The sequence below is a fragment of the Paenibacillus auburnensis genome, from assembly GCF_927798115.1.
Taxonomy (GTDB): Bacteria; Bacillota; Bacilli; order Paenibacillales; family Paenibacillaceae; genus Paenibacillus_AQ; species Paenibacillus_AQ auburnensis.
The window spans coordinates 713,367-730,496 of the sequence record NZ_CAKMMG010000001.1 but is presented as its reverse complement, the minus strand read 5'-3'; the positions used below and the strand labels follow the sequence as shown (position 1 = coordinate 730,496).

Below are 17,130 nucleotides of genomic sequence, written 5' to 3'. Positions count from 1 at the left end.
TCACCTCCGGCTGGGTCTCAGAATTTGAGAATAATGACACCGGCAATCATCATCCCGATGCCAAGGAACTGGGGTAGCCGCATTTTTTGTTTAGCTACACCAAACCAGCCGTTAATATCGATCAGGAAGGTCAAAAACAGCTGGGCAATCAGCAGCGCAGATATGGTAAAGGTGACTCCAATGTTCTGAATGGCGGTAACTTCGCTGAAAATAATGAATGCGGCCAGTCCGCCTCCCGTCAGATATAAAGGTTTAACTTTTTTCAAGCCTTGTTTCTTTCCATCCCGTACAAACAGCAGAATGACCAGCGCCATAATAAAACCGGTAAGCTGGGTTATTGTCGCCGCCTGCCATGTGCCGATATCCTGGCTAATTCGCGCGTTTGCGACCCCTTGCAGCGTAATGCACGCTCCTGCAATAAAGGCAAATATAATTCCTTTCATATGCTTCTCTCTCCTCTATGTGTTCTCTGCTTTAATTAAATGACATCCGGCGTAATCCGTGAAGGACATATGTCCTAAACTGAAATTTACTAATCTGCCATAAGTAGACGAAAGCCCGCTTCAAGCCTTAACAGGCTGAAACGGGCCATATCTGGTTAACATCCAATTAGAGGAGCAGCTTCATTTCATGCAATTGGTCAAAAATAAGTTGGCTGACAGCGGAAACCTTGTCTCTGTCTTTATAACTCAGCCAGGCCAGTTCAGCGATTTCCGCTGCCGGAGCAAGCGTTCCGCTATAATCCGCAGTCAGACAGGTCATTTGGACCTGTACCCCTGCCTCTTTACCGTGGGCTGCTGCGGCAAATTTGCCGAACAGCTGAATGGTATCCGGCTGAATATGGACCGTTAATTCCTCTTCGATTTCGCGGATTAAGGTCTCGTTGTCGGTTTCACCCGCTTCACGCTTGCCGCCGGGAAAATAATAGGTGTCCTTACCGTTGGAACGTGCACTTAATACTTTCCCTTCAACGATGTGAATCCAGGCTATCTTGTCTATCATTGCAGTCATGGAAATCCCCTCCGAATCTTGACTTTGCTCTTTCTAAGAGTAAAGCAATATCCGTTGCTGAGAAAAGGACATATGTCCTGATTACTTTGCATGCTTCAGGAATTACCGCTGTAGCTTTACATGCATATGCCGCTCTGCTTCATCCCAGGGAACCGAATAGGCCTGTCCTTTCGAACAAAAAATCGAAATTGAACTATAAGCCGGATCCGCATTTTTATCATACTGTTTGTGCTCAATCACACTCTCCGCCTGATGGCAGTTCTGATACCCGGCCACCCTTAGCGACAAGGAACCTTTGCCCTGTGTCATTGAGGCTAGTCTGACCGAATAGTTCATAAATGTCGCAACCGGTACTGTACCGGTAATAATTGCAGCCTGCTCTGTTACCTCTGGTGCCGTAAAGCTTCCGCTTGCCTGCTGGATATCTGCCATTACTTTGCCCACATAATCGGTATTTATCCTGATCTTGAGATCATAAACCGGCTCCAGCAATATATTCTCCGCCTGCTCCAGCCCTTGTCGTAAGGCGCGATAAGCCGCTTCCCGGAAATCCCCGCCGGAGGTATGCTTATTATGGGCTCTTCCGTTTAGCAGCGTGATGCGCAGATCGGTCAGCGGTGATCCGGTAAGCAGGCCGTGATGGCCGTTATCCTTAAGATGCTGCACAATCTGGTGCTGGTAACCGACAGATAAGTCATCAGGATGACACTCATTATAAACAGAGATTCCGCTGCCTCGTTCGCCGGGTTCAAGCTTAAGATGCACCTCTGCATAATGTCCTAGCGGCTCAAAATGGCCGCAGCCGTAAACCGTATTGTTGATCGTCTCCAGATACAGAATTTCCGGATCGCCGAAGGTCACCGGAATACGAAACCGTTCGCGCAGAATCTGGTCCAGAATCTCCAGCTGGATTTGTCCCATAACATGAATATGCAGCTCCTGCAGCGCTTCGTCCCAGCTGACATTTAGTGACGGGTCTTCTGCACCTAGCTGCTGGAAGGCATGAAGCACTTCCTTAAGGTGGACTGGCGGTGCAAAATTCACTTTAGCTTTCAAAGTCGGAATCAGCTCGCTGCCCAGGTGATCCTGTAACGCCCCAACGCCTTCGCCAGGCATGGCAGCTGTTAGTCCCGTAACTGCAAACAGTTCACCGGCAGCCCCCCAATCTGCAGCAGCTGCCTTTGCCCCGTAAATTCTGCGGATCCCGGTAATCCGCTCGGAGACCCGTTCCCTCGCCGGGCCGTAAGCCAATTCCTCTCTAGCTTTGAGTACGCCTTGCAGCGCTTTAATGTAGGTAATCCGTGTACCTCTCTCATCATGACGGATCTTATAGACCCTCCCGGCAAATGGCAGACGGTGATCATATCCGGTGCTTGTTAATGCTTCGAGATTTCGGAGAAAGCAATCTATACCAACATCCAGCAGCGCAGAACCTGCCATACACGGGAAGATCTTATTTTGTTTGACTATCGTGATGAGCGCTTCCTGCCATGCAGAATCATTTAGGCTTCCGCCGAGATAAGCTTCGAACAGCTGTTCATCGCGTTCAGCCATAAACGCCTGAAGTTCTTCTCCAGCTCCGGCAGCTTCCAGGTCAGGCAGCATAACGGCATCTATGGTAAGCTGCTGGCGGATTTCTGCTAGTACCCGCTGCGGATCGGCGCCCGTACGGTCAGTTTTGTTGATAAAAAAGAAAGTCGGTATGTCATGCCGCCGAAGCAGCTGCCATACCGTTACTGTGTGTCCTTCTACTCCCTCAACGGCGCTTACAATGACCACGGCATAGTCGAGAATTTGCAGTGCGCGCTCCATCTCCGGCGAGAAATCGACATGACCGGGCGTGTCCAACAAAAAGTAACGTGAATCTCCCATGCTAAATTCAGCCTGATCGGCAAATACTGTGATCCCGCGCGCTTTTTCAATGTCATGCGTATCTAAAAAAGTATCTTTATGGTCTACCCGCCCCCGGCTGCGGATTGCCTCCGTATGGTAGAGCAATTGCTCTGCAAAGGTTGTTTTTCCCGCATCGACATGAGCGAGCAGACCAATGGTTGTATTTCTTGTCATAACTTGCGCTTATACACCCCCGCGGATGTGTGGAGCTACATCGTCACTGTAAAACCGGCTCAACCGCTGCATTTCTTCAGCTGTGAAGGATGATACTTCCCCCGCCGCCAGATTATCAGTAACCTGAGCTTCATTCTTAAAGCCTGGTATGATACAGCTGACTGCAGAATGATCAAGAATCCAGCGCATCGAGGCTCTAGCCATGTTGCCCCGTCCTTCGCTGATCCACTCCAGTTGGGACGCCAGCTCTACACCCTTGGGGAACGGCAGTCCGGCAAAGGTCTCCCCGACATTGAACTGCTCGCCGTTTGCATTGAAGTTGCGGTGATCATTCGGCTGGAAGGTGCTGTCCTTCCCAAACTTCCCGGTAAGAAGCCCGCTGGCAAGCGGCAGACGTACCAAAATCCCGGTTCCCTGAGCTTCTGCCCGCGGCAGCAGTTCAAGCGCAGGCTGCTGGCGGAACAGGTTAAAGATAACCTGGAGCGATTCTACACCCGGGTACTCCAGACATAGCAGACCCTCTTCTATTGTTTCAACACTTACGCCGTAGTTGCGGATTTTTCCTTCTGCCTTTAATTGATCCAATACAGCAAATACACTTCCATCCCGCAGAATCTCAATCGGCGGGCAATGGATCTGATACAGATCAATCGCTTCACGCTGTAAACGGCGCAGGCTTTGTTCAGCATACTCACTAACCATGTGCTTCGAGTAAGTTTCAGGATCATGAATATCGCCGGCACGGCAAAACTTCGTGGCAATATGTATTTGATCTTCCTTACCTTTGGTAGCCTTGGCTAGCAGCTCTTCGGCATGTCCAGAACCGTAAACGTCAGCAGTGTCGAAAAAATTCACACCTTGTTCGATTGCGAGTGACAGCCCCTTCAGTCCGTCCTCGTCCCGGCTTGTCCCCCAGTCGCCGCCAATGGCCCAAGTGCCAAAGCTGACTTCACTGACTGATAGACCGGTATTTCCAAGCTTGCGGTAATTCATATGATTGCCTCCCGGAGATTTAGATTGTTGATTCAATTTTGCGGCATTGTTATCGCTTTCAGTAACTTATTGCTTTCTCATTCCCCTATTCCTCAAATAGGAATAGTCTTAGTAGTAGTGTACGGCTTACAGTCCACTCTAAGTCAAGGTCTTTTCGAATATTTCTGTCTGGTACGTCTCTATTGATCAGGAGTCATGAAGTGAAATGGGTCCATGCTTAACGACGGTTTCTTGAACAAGCTCAAATCTTGTGGACAGCATCTTAAGAATTACATGTAATACTACCTATACTTCTCCCCAATAAATCTCAGTTTCATATTCGAAAGGAACTAAACCATCCTGATTGTTCCGGTCAAAAAGATCCCGCAGTTCCTTCATCATCGGATCGTAATTCGGGTGCCCCGGGGTAGGACTGTATGAAGAGGATAGCAGCCGGCCCTTTAAGCCCTCGAAATCGAATAGCTGACTCATTCTGAACCGAACTTCTTGCATCGTACCTTCCTTGAAAAAAGAGTGAAGGATTTCATGAGAGATATTTTTATGATTAACTTTCTCATAGTCAGTTCCGTATGTATGAAGCAGTTGATCGTACTCCTCACGAAATGGGGTGCCGTTTGTAAGCCGGGAATTCCAGAGCAGTATCACCTTCCCACCTGGCTTTAGAATTCTGCGAAACTCGGTTCGTGCTGCTAAGCGGTCAAACCAGTGAAACGCCTGTGCACAGACAATAAATTCAACTGACTGATCCTGTAATCCTGTAGATTCTGCTGACCCGGAACTAGTCTGAAAGTTCGGCTTATCTCCGAGTATTTGCTCAGCGGCTACCCGCATTGCCTGATTCGGCTCAACCCCGGTCACATAGCTTCCGCGTTCCAGAAGCAGCTTTGCAAAGATCCCTGTACCTGAACCGATGTCTGCTATTCTACTGTTCGAACGCAACCCGATGGAGTCATACAAATAATCAACAGCCTCTTTCGGATAGCTTGGACGGTACTTCAAATAGGAATCAACCCGGTCCGAAAACCTTTCTTCATTGTTCATCTCTCGTCACTCTCCCGGTATTTATGAATAGTATATTTTTTCCACTTTATATAAAGTTTGCTCGATAATTGTACAGAGACCGTCATCTACTTTGTAAAATTTAACTCGAAAGTATAAACTTTTCAAAAAGTTCTTTATATTATTCTTTTGTTTAAAGGCAGGAAAAAATTCTGAATTTCTCTCCACTTCACCAAAACTTTGAATCCATTGCTCTACATAAGTCTGGCTAAGAATTTTTCTGTTTAAAATACTTATTATGGATCTTACCATTCTCTCATCTTCACCATCGGAGTAAATTCGATCTGTTATGGTCATCTTTTCGTAAACCAAATTGAGGATGGTTAAAAGGTCATTTTCATCCAGTTCGGAACATTGAGCCAAATCGTCCAAAGCATCTGCTGCATGGGCTATGGCATGAGCCCAGCCTTTTTTTTCGTCATACCCCCGGTAATCTCGCTCTTCTTTTAAATTGTAAAATACTTTCTCTTTTATCTGATGAATTTGCTCTCTTGTGAGAAATGGTGATTCTCTATGCCTCATGAAGAAGAGCGGTATAACTAGCATAGAGAAAGATCGGGTGAAGACGGAGTCCGTATTTGTTTCACCAAGCTTAAAAAGCAAATGTTTGTTATCCAAAACAACGGGCAGAAGTTGCTCTAGTTCGTATGCAGTTAGAGAATTACCAGGAATCCAATGTGATAAGGTTGTATAAATGAGCTCATCACGTAGCTGGGCATCCAAATAACCGATGTTATTTATCATTTCTTGTACCAACTGGAATGTATCGGAAGGGGCTTTATAGCCATTTTCTTTTATTAATATCAACTTATCTTTTAAATTCATTCTACACACTCCTACTAGAATTTTCCAAGCGGAAATCCGCATTTATTCCTGCGATGTCAATCAAGAATTGGCAGACTGCGCTAAAGCACCATCCTTCTCACTATCCACAAATTGCTCCGGGGAGGTGTACTTTCATTAAGAGAACAGACAGACGCTGTATGGAATATTTTAGGTGGAATTGTTCATAGAAAAATGATACATTATTTTGGCATCAAAATCGCAGAATGTTTGTGATCGATATGTGTTATTGGGATAACGCGCAAGTTGGGATATACGCTTTTGGCTCATATTATTAAATCGGGAGAGGGTATCGACATGGACAAGAATTCAGTTTATAGAACAAATGTTATTGGAGCCGGCGCAGTTGGCAGCGCTATCACAGCCGAGATGGACAGAAATTCTATACATAAAACAAACAGCATCTTTTGGGATACAAAAGGAAATGAAATCCTGGGAGCAACCGCGCTTCCTTTGTATGGAGCCTATGTCTCCGAAGAGAAGTGCCAGCTTTTGGGCGATGTTTCAGGAAAAAAGGTACTGGAAATAGGCTGTGGAAGCGGGCAGTCCTTGCTTTATCTGGGGGAACGCAAAGCATCTGAACTATGGGGTACCGATATATCTGCAAAACAAATCGAAAAGACTTCGCAACTTTTGAGGTCCTGCGGTCTTTCAGCCCAATTGATCTGTTCTCCCATGGAAGATGAATGTGGGATTCCGGAGAACTATTTTGACTTCGTTTATTCGGTTTATGCCTTAGGCTGGACCACCGACCTTGAGGGTACTTTTAGCAGGATCGCTTCTTACTTGAAAAAGGATGGCGTCTTTATTTTCAGCTGGTCTCATCCTATACACAAATGTGTTGTTGCAGAGAATAACATGCTTGCTTTTACAAAATCTTATTTCGATGAATCCTGGTATACCGCATCCCTTGATGAAGGTACATTAACCTTATCGGACCGTAAACTATCGACCTATTTGAACGCGCTCGCAAAAGCGGGATTTGTCCTTGAGCAATTAATTGAGGAATCAGATGAGGACATTATGCAAGCGAAGAACGATAACAGTGATTTTGCAAAAAAAGCAAAAATGCTGCCTGTAACTTTCGTAGTTAAAGCAAGAAAACTATAAAACCCCGGTCATCTGTGATATAAATCGCCGTGCCGGCCGATGATGGAGTATTACAATAAATAACATAATAGTGAAAGGATGTGTCTATATGATGAGCATTGTGCGATTGATAAAGGTGAGTTTTAACTAACCCTGTAAAGGGCATAAACGATTCAGAGCTTCTTTATGCTCTTTTTCTGTAAGACCTTTACAGGGACTACAAAAAAGGAGAATGAACAATGAAAACATATCTTTTTAAAGAAAAATACGGTGACCTGATCAACGAATTAATTAAAGATTTCGAAGAACAAACGAACAGTAAATATATTATGGGCCCGGATGCCCTTCGTCTTCTCGAGTTGCTGTGCGAAAAAATGAAGTTTACCCCTGGGATGCGCGTTCTAGATATGGGGTGCGGCATAGGCATTACATCAATTATACTGGCGAAGGAATATGGAGTTAATGTATATGCCAATGACCTTTGGTTTAGTGCAAGCGATAACTATAAACGTTTTGTTAAAGCAGGCGTCAGTGATCTGGTTGTTCCGATACAAGCGGATGCCCGTAGTTTGCCTTTTGCCAGTGAATTTTTTGATGCGGTAATCAGCATAGATGCTTATCATTACTTCGGTACTGACGAGTGTTACTTCAGCAGCCATTACGCAAGATTAGCTAAACAAGGCGGTCAGTATGGAATTGTATGCCCTGCATTGACAAGGGAATTCACCGAAGGCTTGCCGGATGGCTTGGCTTCACTTTGGGAACCGGAAATGTATGCCTGGCATAGTGCCGGATGGTGGAGAAATATGTGGCAAAAGACAAAACTTGTTGAGGTTACATACGCTGAAGACATCCCGAACGGCAAGGCGTTATGGAGAGAAACGGCAGATTTTGAACTTCACGATGCCGACACCGAAAATTTCTTAACTCTTATGCTTATGACTGCAGTTAAAAAGTAGTTATTTCCTGGTAGATTACCATTACTTCACTAAGTGCTTAAAAAAGAACCTGAACCCTTGTATACGAGGATTCAGGTTCTTTTCTTGTACTCCCGGCAAGTGTACCGCAAAACAATGTTGCTCAGGTGCTATTGCCGTTTTGCAAATTCATAGAAAGCCAAGGCCTGCTCCCAGGTAGGAAAGCCGGCCTGAGCCATTTTGTCACTGCCTCCGCCTTTTCCCTGAAACTCCCCTAAGTTGGCTTTGAAAAAGGCGCCGCAGGACAGCCCGGCACTTCCGCTATGGGCAAACACCACTTTATTCTCGGCAGCTGACAACAGCAGCACCGGCAAGTCCGTCAGTGCCGTCAGCTTAACCGCCAGACTCTGCAGATCTTTAAGTGATCTCTGCTCAAAAACCTGCGCGACGATCCCGCTGCCTGGCTCCTGCACTGACAACAGCTCAGCCGCCACATAGCTGTCATTCTGCTCTTTAAGGGCCGTGAGCTCCGCTTGAAGTAGCTTCTGCTCCAACTCCCACTTCTCAATCCGGTCCACGATTTCATCCTTGCCGGTATTGAATTTCACGGACAAGGCGCTAAGGATGCGGGCATTGTTATTGAATTCCTCCAGTGCACGCCCTCCGCACTTAAAGGTAATACGGATGTTACCCTTCTGCTTCTCAGATCTTAGCAGCTTAATCATGCCAATTGAGCCTGTAGAGGAGACATGCGTTCCACCGCAGGCGTTATACTCCACACCTTCGATCTCCACAATCCGGATGTTCTCGGTTACTTTGGGCTGCTTCACCAGCGGCAATCGGGCCAATTCTTCCTCACTGACCAAATAACTGGTGATGCTGCGGTTCAGATAGATTTGCCGGTTCACCTCTGCCTCAACCTCAAGCATCCGTTCCGCAGACAACTCCGGCAGCTCGATATCAATCGTCGCATAATCGCTCCCAAGGTGGAAACTCAGGGTCATCGCCTGACATAGCTCAAGGAACATGGCGGACAACAAATGCTGTCCGCTGTGCTGCTGCATGTGGTCAAATCTTCTCTCCCAGTCGATCCGGCAGCTTACGCTAGACCCTGCAGGCAGGCTCTCCACCTTATGGAGTACTTCTTCCTCCTCCAAAATGACATCTAGCACAGGAATATCATTAATAAATCCGGTATCACAGGGTTGTCCGCCGCCAAGCGGATAGAATGCTGTGTCCTTCAAAATCAGGTAGAGCCCATCCTCCCTCTCCACGATCCGGCTGACCTCGGTCTCCCATTCCTTGATATATGCAGATTCGTAATATAACTTATTAGTCATTAATCTGTTTCACTCCGTTTCTCTCTCCCTCTCCGGATGCACCGAAGAAACGTTCCATAATAATATAGTCTTTTCCGCCTTTAGTGAAGGTCTGGTCTGTTACTGCCAATCCGAACCTCTGATAAAAGGCTGCTTTGTGGCTTCTGGCATTACAATAAATCCGCTTCACACCGGAGCTTTCCGCTTCGTTCAGCATATGCTGCAGCAGTCTGCTCCCATACCCTTTGCCTTGCTGTGATTCCTGGGTAGCAAATTTGCGGAATTGAGCTTCATTACCGCCTATAAATAGAGAGACTACTGATATCAGCTCTTCACCTTCGAATAGCCCGTAATGCAACCCGGCATCGTCATCCTCCAGCTTCACGTAGTCCAGCTCACGCTCTGGCCACATCACCTCGTGTCTTAGCTGCCAGGCCGCTTCCTTATGTATTAACGTGATCTTCAACCTATCCATCACCTCAGCAAGAGTGTGTCTTTAGTGCATCGTATCCCAAATCTGCTTGCCGATCAAGATCACAGTCACTGTAATAAAGAGCGGCCGGATGTATCCGGCTCCCTTACGGATCGCAACCTTCGAGCCAATAACTGCACCAACCACCATTGGTACACCCAGCAGCAAACCATAATAAAAGCTGACAGAACCAAGCGCGATAAACGTGAGCAGACTGGAGATATTGCTGGCAAAATTCAGAACCTTGGCATTGCCGGCGGCAGTTACAAACTCAAAGCCCAGCATCAGAAAAGCAAAGATCAGAAATGATCCGGTGCCCGGACCAAAAAATCCGTCATAAAACCCGATAACAAGCGCCACAATAATGCCAATCAGACGTGTTTTTTTGCTGCTGCCGGAGAAGGTGGACACATCACCCCATGATTTTTTGAATAAGGTATAGATCGTAATTACAACCAGCATAACTATAACAAGTGGCTTCAGAAACTCTGAGGGTACCTGCCTGACGGTAAATGAGCCAGCCACCGCCCCAATGATTGAAAAGGGAATGAGCAGCTTCAGCAGCTGAAAGTTGATTTTCCCGGAACGGACAAACGAAGCAGTGCTTGTAAACGAACACATTGTACCGGCCAATTTGTTGCTGCCCAGCAGCAGATGAAGGGGAATGCCTGCGGACAGTAGGGCCGGAATCGAGATTAGCCCTCCGCCCCCTACTACAGAATCTATGAATCCGGCCAAAAATCCGCAAACCACCAAAACGATGATCATTCCTGTACTTATATGGTCCATGCTTTTGTTAAATCCTCCTGCTATGTATTTTCCAGCCTCAATAAAAAAGCAGCAGGATCATCTCCTGCCGCTCTCTTACTCCCTTTATAGCGGAAGTGTCACTTATAAGTGTTCTGTTCATTCTTCTTATAAGTCGTCTTATCATCCATTAGAGCTTCCTTGCGGACATCGAGCTTCTTCTGCTCCATTTGCTGGGCCTGCTGGCTGGTAACCGGCGTTTGGTCCAGCTCCTCGACGGTGTTGATCAGGTTCTTGTCCGGTTTATAGTCATTTGTCACTGTGCTGCCTCCTTAAGTGTAAACTTAATGGTTCAGCTTATTGTGGCAATCTGCAGCCCGGATTATTCTCCCTATTCTTCGGAATCGACGTTGTGATATACCTGCTGTACATCATCGAGTTCTTCCAGAGCGTCGATCAGCTTCTCGAATTGGGCTTCGGCATCTTCCGGAAGGGTTACATAGTTCTGCGGCAGCATTGTCAGCTCTGCTACGGTGAAGTCGGTGATACCGGCTCCGCGCAGGACTTCCTGAACCGCATGGAACTGGTCAGGCTCGGCATACACGATAACCGCTTCATCCTCTTCCAGCACATCACGCACATCTACGTCCGCCTCGATCAGCAGCTCCATAACTTCTTCGGCAGATTTGCCTTCAAGTCCGATAACAGCCGTGGTGTCAAACATATACGTTACCGATCCGCTGACGCCCATGTTTCCGCCGTTTTTGCTGAATGCGGAACGCACAAGCGGAGCTGTACGGTTCACATTATTGGTCAATGCATCGATGATGATCATGGAACCGCTTGGACCGAAGCCTTCATAACGCAGCTCAACATAGTTTTCGTCGCCGCTGCCTTTAGCTTTCTCCAGCGCACGGTCGATGATAGCTTTAGGTACATTATACGTTTTGGCACGTTCCAGAACGACCTTAAGTGCACGGTTCGACTCCGGATCCGGCTCGCCTTTCTTGGCTGCTACATAAATCTCAACACCAAACTTGGCATAGATCTTACTAGTATTGGCATCCTTGGATGCTTTCTTTTCTTTAATATTATTCCATTTACGACCCATAGTGTTCCGCTCACTTTCCAACATTAATTATAAACAGTCCGTTCTATTATACCTCTCCCGGGACGATCCCGTAAAGTCCAGCAGACTGAGTAGACGTTCCGTTCCTACAGCCTGGATCAGTGCGGGAATCCGCGGGCCTTCTGACTGATGCAGAACAAGCTGATATATCAAGGCAAACAGGCGTTTCTGATTGCTTCTCATCATCTTTTTGTCATCATGGTGACAAATGGCGTAAACTCGTCTCATGAGCTCCTCTTCCTCTAATTCTTCTTCTCTCAACAAGCCGCAAAAAGCGTTAATCCGCTCCTGCTCAACAGCCCCAAGCGTATGGTACAAAGTCGTGTCCTGACTTTCGTTCACCGTGACTAATCTTTGTGGAACAAACTGTCTGATCCAATGCCCGGCCCGTGCTGCCGTTTGCTGAATGATTTCCTCAGAGTAATCTTCACCGCCTTGCCTGAGCAGTTCCTGCAGTACTCTGTTGTCAAAATTGATCAGCGGCAGCAGACTGGATACCTGACTAAAGCTTGGTGCATGAGATTCGTTATCCTGCATAAGTGACAGCTCTATGGCTGTGCGTAAATCTTCGTCAGTCAGCGTTCCGGCGTCATATGCTTTGCGGAATCTTTCGAACTCCGTGTAATTACGCAGAACATCCTCATCAAGCCCAATACTAAAAGCGGTATTCGGATGATATTTGGCAAACAGGAACATGATCGGCTCTGGCCCATACACCTCCAGCAGATCGGCAGGCGTGTAATTATGGCCGGAAGAGCTGGACATTTTGGCATGGCTGCCTTTGATGCTGATGAATTCATAAGGCACGTAATACGGAGGCTGATTCCCGAAGATTCTCTTCGAGATCACCTTGGCGACATTATAGCTGCCCGTTTCAGAGGAGTGGTCCCGGCCTCCCGGCTCGAACACGACCTGCTCCATTCCCCAGCGCATCGGCCAGTCGATTTTCCAGTGTAGTTTGATATTCGCCGCCTCTGGAACGTAAAGCGTATTATAACAGCCGCATTTGCAGCTATAGATTATGTTTTCTGAGTCTTCATCAAAAGCATGGACACTGGTTGTATCCTTCCCGCAGCGCTCACAGTATACTTGTACCGGATAAAAGGCTGTCCGTGCATCGTCCGTTGTTTTTCCGGTTTTGAACATCATCAGAATGTCGTATATTTCCGCTCTGTTGCGCAGCGCGTGCAGAATGGCCGGATTATACCTGAGCGATTGATACTCGCGGCTCTGATAAATGAACTCGGGAACGATCCCGAAAGCAGCCAGTGCCTGTTCAAATTCCTGTTCATAATGCTCCGCATAGGAGGCATGACTTCCGCAGGGACAAGGCACCTTGGTATATGGTAAGCCGATATATTGTTCATAAGAAGGATCAAGCTGAGCCGGAACCTTGGGGAACCGGTCGAAATCATCCCATGAGAAAATAAATCGTACTTCTTTACCGGATTTCTTCAATGCCTGCGTGACGAAGTATGTGGTGACGATCTCCCGAAAGTTCCCGATATGTACAGAACCCGACGGGCTGATCCCTGATGCACATACAAAGGTCTGGCGCTCAGGATGGTTTTGGATTAAATCGTTTGCGTATTTTTGTGCCCAATGCATGTTAACTCTCCTCTGTTATTAATATAGGAAAAGCAAAAAAGCTCCCGCCCTCAAGATTGTTATCTTGAGGACGAGAGCTATGAATAGCGTCGTGGTACCACCTCTGTTCACGGACATGTTGCCAGGCCCGCCTCTTCAGGTACGGCCATTACGCTTATACCCTATCTCTGTAACGGGAGATCCCGTCATACCATCCTTGAGCTATATTGCCTTGCCCAATTCCGTATGCAGCTCGGAGACTTTATTCGTTAAGCACATTGCTGCTCCATCTCACCACCCTGGAGCTCTCTGGGAACAACGTTATCTTAAGTACTCTTCTCTTCATCGCTTTTCGTATACAATTAAGATTATTTAAACATGGATTTCCGGGCTTTTCAAGTTAAAGTTCCAAGAAGAATCTTTTGAATAGTCCCAGATACTTCTTCTCCGCATAATAGAACTAAACCCAAACTTCATTCGCCGTCTCAACGACCAGCCGGATCTTATCCCACTGCTCTTCTACGGTTAGGATGTTCCCTTCCTCCGTTGAAGCAAAACCGCATTGCGGGCTGAGGCACAGCTTCTCGATATTCACATATTGGGCAGCTTCGGCGATCCGCAGCTTTAGCTGCTCCTTGCTCTCCAGTCCCCCATGTTTGGTGGTAACCAGGCCAAGCACTACAAACTGGTCACGGATAAACCGCAGCGGAGCGAAGTCTCCGGAACGTTCATTGTCATATTCAAGGAAAAAGGCATCCACCTGCGTTTCACCGAACAGCACTTCGGCAACCGGCTCATAACCGCCCGCTGCGAACCAGGTGGACCGGAAATTGCCGCGGCACACATGTAGCGCGATCGTCATATCCTCAGGTCTGCCGGCAATACTCTCATTAATCAGACGCACATAATCCTTAGCAAGCTGCTCCGGATCGACTCCTCTGCTGCGGAGATGGGCCCGGTGTCTGCCGCTGGAAAGCGTACCCCAGGTGGTATCATCCAGCTGCAGGTAACGGCACCCTGCATCATAAAAGGTTTGAATAGCAGCCTTATATACAGTAATAATGTCCTGATACAGCAGCTGCTGATCGGGATATATTTCATTCCCGTTATAATCCTGCACGAAGTGGAACAAGGATGGGGCTGGGATCGTCATTTTGGCCAGCGTATCTCCTGCCATCTCCTGCAGCTGCGTAAAATGGGCAATCATCGGATGATCTTCAAACGCGATTTTGCCGGTAATCTTAAAGCTCTCAGCCCGCTGAGTACTTTCCTTGGAGCCGCTGCTTTGATTGAGGATGATTTTTTGAGTTCCTTTAATCCCCAGGAAGAAATCAAGATGCCACCACGAACGGCGGAATTCCCCATCGGTGACTGCCTTGAGGCCCAACGCCTTTTCATGCTTCAGCAGTTCAGCAATCTCCTTATTCTCTATTTCGTGAAGCTGTATAGCTGTAATCTCGCCCTGTTCATACCTGCTGCGGGCTGCCTTAATTTCGTCACTGCGCAGGAAGCTGCCGACGATGTCATAACGAAAGGGCGGTGCATTTCTGGCGGAACCGGTTATTGGACTGATCATACGTCCCTCCTGCTGTTATAGTAAGAATTGATTCAAGTCGAAGTAACTGCTTGCGACCAGATCATTTAATAGTTCGATATAACTCGACATGATTTCACTGGGTTTGCGGTCCTTGTGAGTAATCCAGCCGACGGTAAACACTTCATTGCTGTCATAAGGTATGGTCACCAGGCCGTTGCCGTTCAGCTCAGAAGCCATGATTCCAGTGCCTATTGTATAGGAATCGCTGCCTAGCAGCAGGTTCGTAAGTGTTGCCCGGTCGGTTACCTTTATATTCTTCTCAATCTGGGTGAAGCTAAGCATTTCCTCAGAATAGTGCAAAGAATTGTTGTCTCCCTGCTCAAAGGTAATATACGGATAAGGGAGGATGTCGTCCAGGATAAGGCTTTCCTTAGCGGACAGCGGATGTCCGGTTCTGACATAGACATGCGGATTCGTGTTGAACAGCGGGGTGAATTTGAGGTTCCCGTCGCTGAACAGCTTATTCATTACCTTATAGTTGCTTTCGTTGATATACAAAATCCCGAGATCACTGCGCAGTGTCCGCACATCCTCGATAACTTCGTAGGTCTGTGTCTCACGCAGGCTGAAATTATATTCCGACACCTTGCGTTCCTTCATCAGACGCACAAAAGCATCGACGACAAAAGCATAATGCTGGGTGGACACGGAAAAATAAACCGGGCTGCGTTTCTTGCCGGTATACCGGTTCTCCATGAACTCGGTCTGCTCGATAATCTGCCTTGCATAGCCCAAGAACTCCATGCCTTCCGCTGAAATGCTGATTCCCCGGTTGGTCCGTTCAAAAATCGTGATTCCCAGCTCGCTCTCCAGTTCCTTGATGGCATTGGAGAGACTGGGCTGTGACACAAAAAGCCGTTTGGCCGCTTCGTTCATAGAGCCGCTGTTCGCAATCTCAATGGCGTAGCGGAGCTGCTGCAATGTCAATCCCGTTCCCCCTCTAATCAAAGGCTGTAGCCCTGTGCGTATCTAGTTATTTTATTAGCATATCCTTACTTGCGGTACTACGTCTACTGCTCTCTTAAAATCTATCGTTACTGTGTCCGCTTCTTGGCAGCATCGATCTGCGAAGGATCAAGCCCTTCCCAAATATTCGCAATCTGTGCCTGCTCCGGATGCTCAAAGACGAGAAATGCCGTAGGCAGATAACGTTCGCCGTATTGCGAAGAAGGTTTATTAATGATTTCATTATCCTTAACCAGTACCGTCGATGATCCGCCGTCCAGATTCGCGGCAATTACCGCTCCATGCTTCAGCATAATCTGCTGGACGTCATAAAGGTTCGCACCGATGCTGTAACCAGGCTGCCGGCCGTCGATGACAACAAACAGCAGCGCCCCATCCGCACGTTGGCCCATCGCGGTTCTTGGTGCAATTCCCCAGCCCTCTGCTGCGTTCTTGATTAATCCCTTGCCATTGACAATAATCCGCGGCTGAAAAGATACAGCTTCCTGCACACCAAGCTCACTCAGCTCTTCCAGCGAATAGTTTCCTGCAATCATTTTGCCCTGCTTATCCAGGCCAACTATCTGTGTAGATTTCTTGCCGCCAAGGCCATTATAAAATAACTTTCCCTGCGATACGACCAGCCCGATCGGTTTAAATCCGTTACCCTTCCAGTTCGGGTCGGCAAACCCTCCGCCGTTCACTCCGGCAATCGCCCCGGTACGCTTGACCATACTGGATACTTTCTCACCGGAGCCGATTTTACCCGGAACACCTAACCGGACCTTCGTAGGATCATTGACCGTCATTACATAACCTGAATAACTAGTCCCGGACACCTTCTCAATCTCGACCAGCGGCTTCTCTGCTTCAACTTCAGGTGCAGGGGTTGCGATCGTATGGGTATCCTTCTCGTCACCCATATGTACAAAACGCTGATTGTACTCGGCTACCCGATTCTTCAGCTCATCTTCACCAATAATATATTTCGCCATATAGCGGTGTTGTGTCGTTATCAATGTGTCTGCGATCAAATAACGGAGATTATGGGCAGAAGGTGCAAAATACAGCCAGCCCCCGGCAGCAACCAGCAACACGATAAAGAATAGGAAGACTCGGGTGAGTCTGCGCAGAAAGCTTTTTTTCTTACGTTTACGGACAGGTTTTTTCTTCTTTCGTACGTCTGAACGCTGGGGTAATGATGAAGTACTCACTTCTTTCTTCCTCCCTGGAGATGCATATAATGGAAATCATGATAGAATCATATCTTCCCATGATAGACGATATCGCGGAAGTAAAGGTTTCAGTTTTTTAACTCTGCGATCCATAACTTGTAAAATAAAGAAAACCCTCTT

Annotated in this window: 17 protein-coding genes and 1 other annotated feature; of the genes, 2 read left to right on the top strand and 15 right to left on the bottom strand. The window is 47.4% G+C overall.

Translation table 11 applies throughout. The annotated features are described in order from the left end of the window. Window positions 1-17 precede the first annotated feature (17 nt). The 6 genes from L6H70_RS03375 to L6H70_RS03350 all read right to left on the bottom strand — a co-directional run bounded on the left by L6H70_RS03375 (window position 18) and on the right by L6H70_RS03350 (window position 5,955). Window positions 18-443: a DMT family transporter gene (locus L6H70_RS03375; RefSeq protein ID WP_236329763.1), complete on the bottom strand. Its 426-nt coding sequence runs from the start codon at window positions 441-443 to the stop codon at window positions 18-20. Between the two features lie 166 nt (window positions 444-609). Beyond that, entirely contained in the window at window positions 610-1,011 is a 402-nt protein-coding gene (locus tag L6H70_RS03370; protein ID WP_236329761.1) for an NUDIX hydrolase, read from the bottom strand. 102 nt (window positions 1,012-1,113) lie between these two features. Beyond that, window positions 1,114-3,078, bottom strand: a complete 1,965-nt coding sequence (locus L6H70_RS03365; RefSeq protein ID WP_236329759.1) for a GTP-binding protein — start codon at window positions 3,076-3,078, stop codon at window positions 1,114-1,116. Between the two features lie 9 nt (window positions 3,079-3,087). Continuing rightward, window positions 3,088-4,071 (bottom strand): aldo/keto reductase, encoded by a 984-nt coding sequence (locus L6H70_RS03360; RefSeq protein ID WP_236329757.1) that lies wholly within the window; start codon window positions 4,069-4,071, stop codon window positions 3,088-3,090. Between the two features lie 285 nt (window positions 4,072-4,356). Continuing rightward, complete coding sequence (locus L6H70_RS03355; RefSeq protein ID WP_236329756.1) at window positions 4,357-5,112, bottom strand: class I SAM-dependent methyltransferase; 756 nt, start codon at window positions 5,110-5,112, stop codon at window positions 4,357-4,359. Between the two features lie 21 nt (window positions 5,113-5,133). Then, window positions 5,134-5,955 carry a DUF2785 domain-containing protein gene (locus L6H70_RS03350; protein WP_236329753.1) on the bottom strand — a complete coding sequence of 274 codons (822 nt, stop codon included), beginning with the start codon at window positions 5,953-5,955 and terminating at the stop codon, window positions 5,134-5,136. A gap of 315 nt (window positions 5,956-6,270) precedes the next feature. Between L6H70_RS03350 and L6H70_RS03345 the strand changes: the two genes are divergently transcribed. Together L6H70_RS03345 and L6H70_RS03340 are read left to right on the top strand one after the other, a co-directional pair. Continuing rightward, complete coding sequence (locus L6H70_RS03345; RefSeq protein WP_236329750.1) at window positions 6,271-7,083, top strand: class I SAM-dependent methyltransferase; 813 nt, start codon at window positions 6,271-6,273, stop codon at window positions 7,081-7,083. Window positions 7,084-7,301: 218 nt separating this feature from the next. Beyond that, window positions 7,302-8,021: an SAM-dependent methyltransferase gene (locus L6H70_RS03340; protein WP_236329747.1), complete on the top strand. Its 720-nt coding sequence runs from the start codon at window positions 7,302-7,304 to the stop codon at window positions 8,019-8,021. Between the two features lie 128 nt (window positions 8,022-8,149). On the opposite strand, the gene L6H70_RS03335 is transcribed toward L6H70_RS03340, so the two are convergent. The 9 genes from L6H70_RS03335 to L6H70_RS03295 form a co-directional block, all read right to left on the bottom strand. Continuing rightward, window positions 8,150-9,319, bottom strand: a complete 1,170-nt coding sequence (locus tag L6H70_RS03335; RefSeq protein ID WP_236329745.1) for an alanyl-tRNA editing protein — start codon at window positions 9,317-9,319, stop codon at window positions 8,150-8,152. Next, window positions 9,312-9,764 (bottom strand): GNAT family N-acetyltransferase, encoded by a 453-nt coding sequence (locus tag L6H70_RS03330; RefSeq protein ID WP_236329743.1) that lies wholly within the window; start codon window positions 9,762-9,764, stop codon window positions 9,312-9,314. The genes L6H70_RS03335 and L6H70_RS03330 overlap by 8 nt, the downstream gene beginning before the upstream one ends. 30 nt (window positions 9,765-9,794) lie before the next feature. Then, window positions 9,795-10,559, bottom strand: coding sequence for a TSUP family transporter (locus L6H70_RS03325; protein WP_236329741.1), 765 nt, complete (start codon window positions 10,557-10,559; stop codon window positions 9,795-9,797). 98 nt (window positions 10,560-10,657) lie between these two features. Next, on the bottom strand, window positions 10,658-10,837 hold the full coding sequence (locus tag L6H70_RS03320; protein ID WP_054940500.1) for a hypothetical protein: 180 nt from the start codon (window positions 10,835-10,837) through the stop codon (window positions 10,658-10,660). 71 nt (window positions 10,838-10,908) lie between these two features. Further along, entirely contained in the window at window positions 10,909-11,628 is a 720-nt protein-coding gene (locus L6H70_RS03315) for a YebC/PmpR family DNA-binding transcriptional regulator (protein WP_054942064.1), read from the bottom strand. 27 nt (window positions 11,629-11,655) lie between these two features. Further along, complete coding sequence (gene lysS / locus L6H70_RS03310; RefSeq protein WP_236329739.1) at window positions 11,656-13,254, bottom strand: lysine--tRNA ligase; 1,599 nt, start codon at window positions 13,252-13,254, stop codon at window positions 11,656-11,658. A gap of 63 nt (window positions 13,255-13,317) precedes the next feature. Beyond that, window positions 13,318-13,588 (bottom strand) — a binding site (T-box leader). Window positions 13,589-13,693: 105 nt separating this feature from the next. Next, a complete protein-coding gene (locus tag L6H70_RS03305) occupies window positions 13,694-14,809 on the bottom strand; it encodes a 5-methyltetrahydropteroyltriglutamate--homocysteine S-methyltransferase (RefSeq protein ID WP_236329736.1) in 1,116 nt (371 codons plus the stop codon). A gap of 15 nt (window positions 14,810-14,824) precedes the next feature. Beyond that, on the bottom strand, window positions 14,825-15,757 hold the full coding sequence (locus tag L6H70_RS03300) for a LysR family transcriptional regulator (RefSeq protein ID WP_236329734.1): 933 nt from the start codon (window positions 15,755-15,757) through the stop codon (window positions 14,825-14,827). Between the two features lie 107 nt (window positions 15,758-15,864). Continuing rightward, complete coding sequence (locus tag L6H70_RS03295) at window positions 15,865-16,989, bottom strand: phosphodiester glycosidase family protein (protein ID WP_236329733.1); 1,125 nt, start codon at window positions 16,987-16,989, stop codon at window positions 15,865-15,867. Between the last annotated feature and the right edge of the window lie 141 nt (window positions 16,990-17,130).

Excerpts from the sequence above, each read along its gene's own strand:
- L6H70_RS03375 (WP_236329763.1), bottom strand. The coding sequence starts at position 443 with ATGAAAGGAATTATATTTGCCTTTATTGCAGGAGCGTGCATTACGCTG.
- L6H70_RS03370 (WP_236329761.1), bottom strand. The coding sequence starts at position 1,011 with ATGACTGCAATGATAGACAAGATAGCCTGGATTCACATCGTTGAAGGG.
- L6H70_RS03365 (WP_236329759.1), bottom strand. The coding sequence starts at position 3,078 with ATGACAAGAAATACAACCATTGGTCTGCTCGCTCATGTCGATGCGGGA.
- L6H70_RS03360 (WP_236329757.1), bottom strand. The coding sequence starts at position 4,071 with ATGAATTACCGCAAGCTTGGAAATACCGGTCTATCAGTCAGTGAAGTC.
- L6H70_RS03355 (WP_236329756.1), bottom strand. The coding sequence starts at position 5,112 with ATGAACAATGAAGAAAGGTTTTCGGACCGGGTTGATTCCTATTTGAAG.
- L6H70_RS03350 (WP_236329753.1), bottom strand. The coding sequence starts at position 5,955 with ATGAATTTAAAAGATAAGTTGATATTAATAAAAGAAAATGGCTATAAA.
- L6H70_RS03345 (WP_236329750.1), top strand. The coding sequence starts at position 6,271 with ATGGACAAGAATTCAGTTTATAGAACAAATGTTATTGGAGCCGGCGCA.
- L6H70_RS03340 (WP_236329747.1), top strand. The coding sequence starts at position 7,302 with ATGAAAACATATCTTTTTAAAGAAAAATACGGTGACCTGATCAACGAA.
- L6H70_RS03335 (WP_236329745.1), bottom strand. The coding sequence starts at position 9,319 with ATGACTAATAAGTTATATTACGAATCTGCATATATCAAGGAATGGGAG.
- L6H70_RS03325 (WP_236329741.1), bottom strand. The coding sequence starts at position 10,559 with ATGGACCATATAAGTACAGGAATGATCATCGTTTTGGTGGTTTGCGGA.
- L6H70_RS03315 (WP_054942064.1), bottom strand. The coding sequence starts at position 11,628 with ATGGGTCGTAAATGGAATAATATTAAAGAAAAGAAAGCATCCAAGGAT.
- lysS (WP_236329739.1), bottom strand. The coding sequence starts at position 13,254 with ATGCATTGGGCACAAAAATACGCAAACGATTTAATCCAAAACCATCCT.
- L6H70_RS03305 (WP_236329736.1), bottom strand. The coding sequence starts at position 14,809 with ATGATCAGTCCAATAACCGGTTCCGCCAGAAATGCACCGCCCTTTCGT.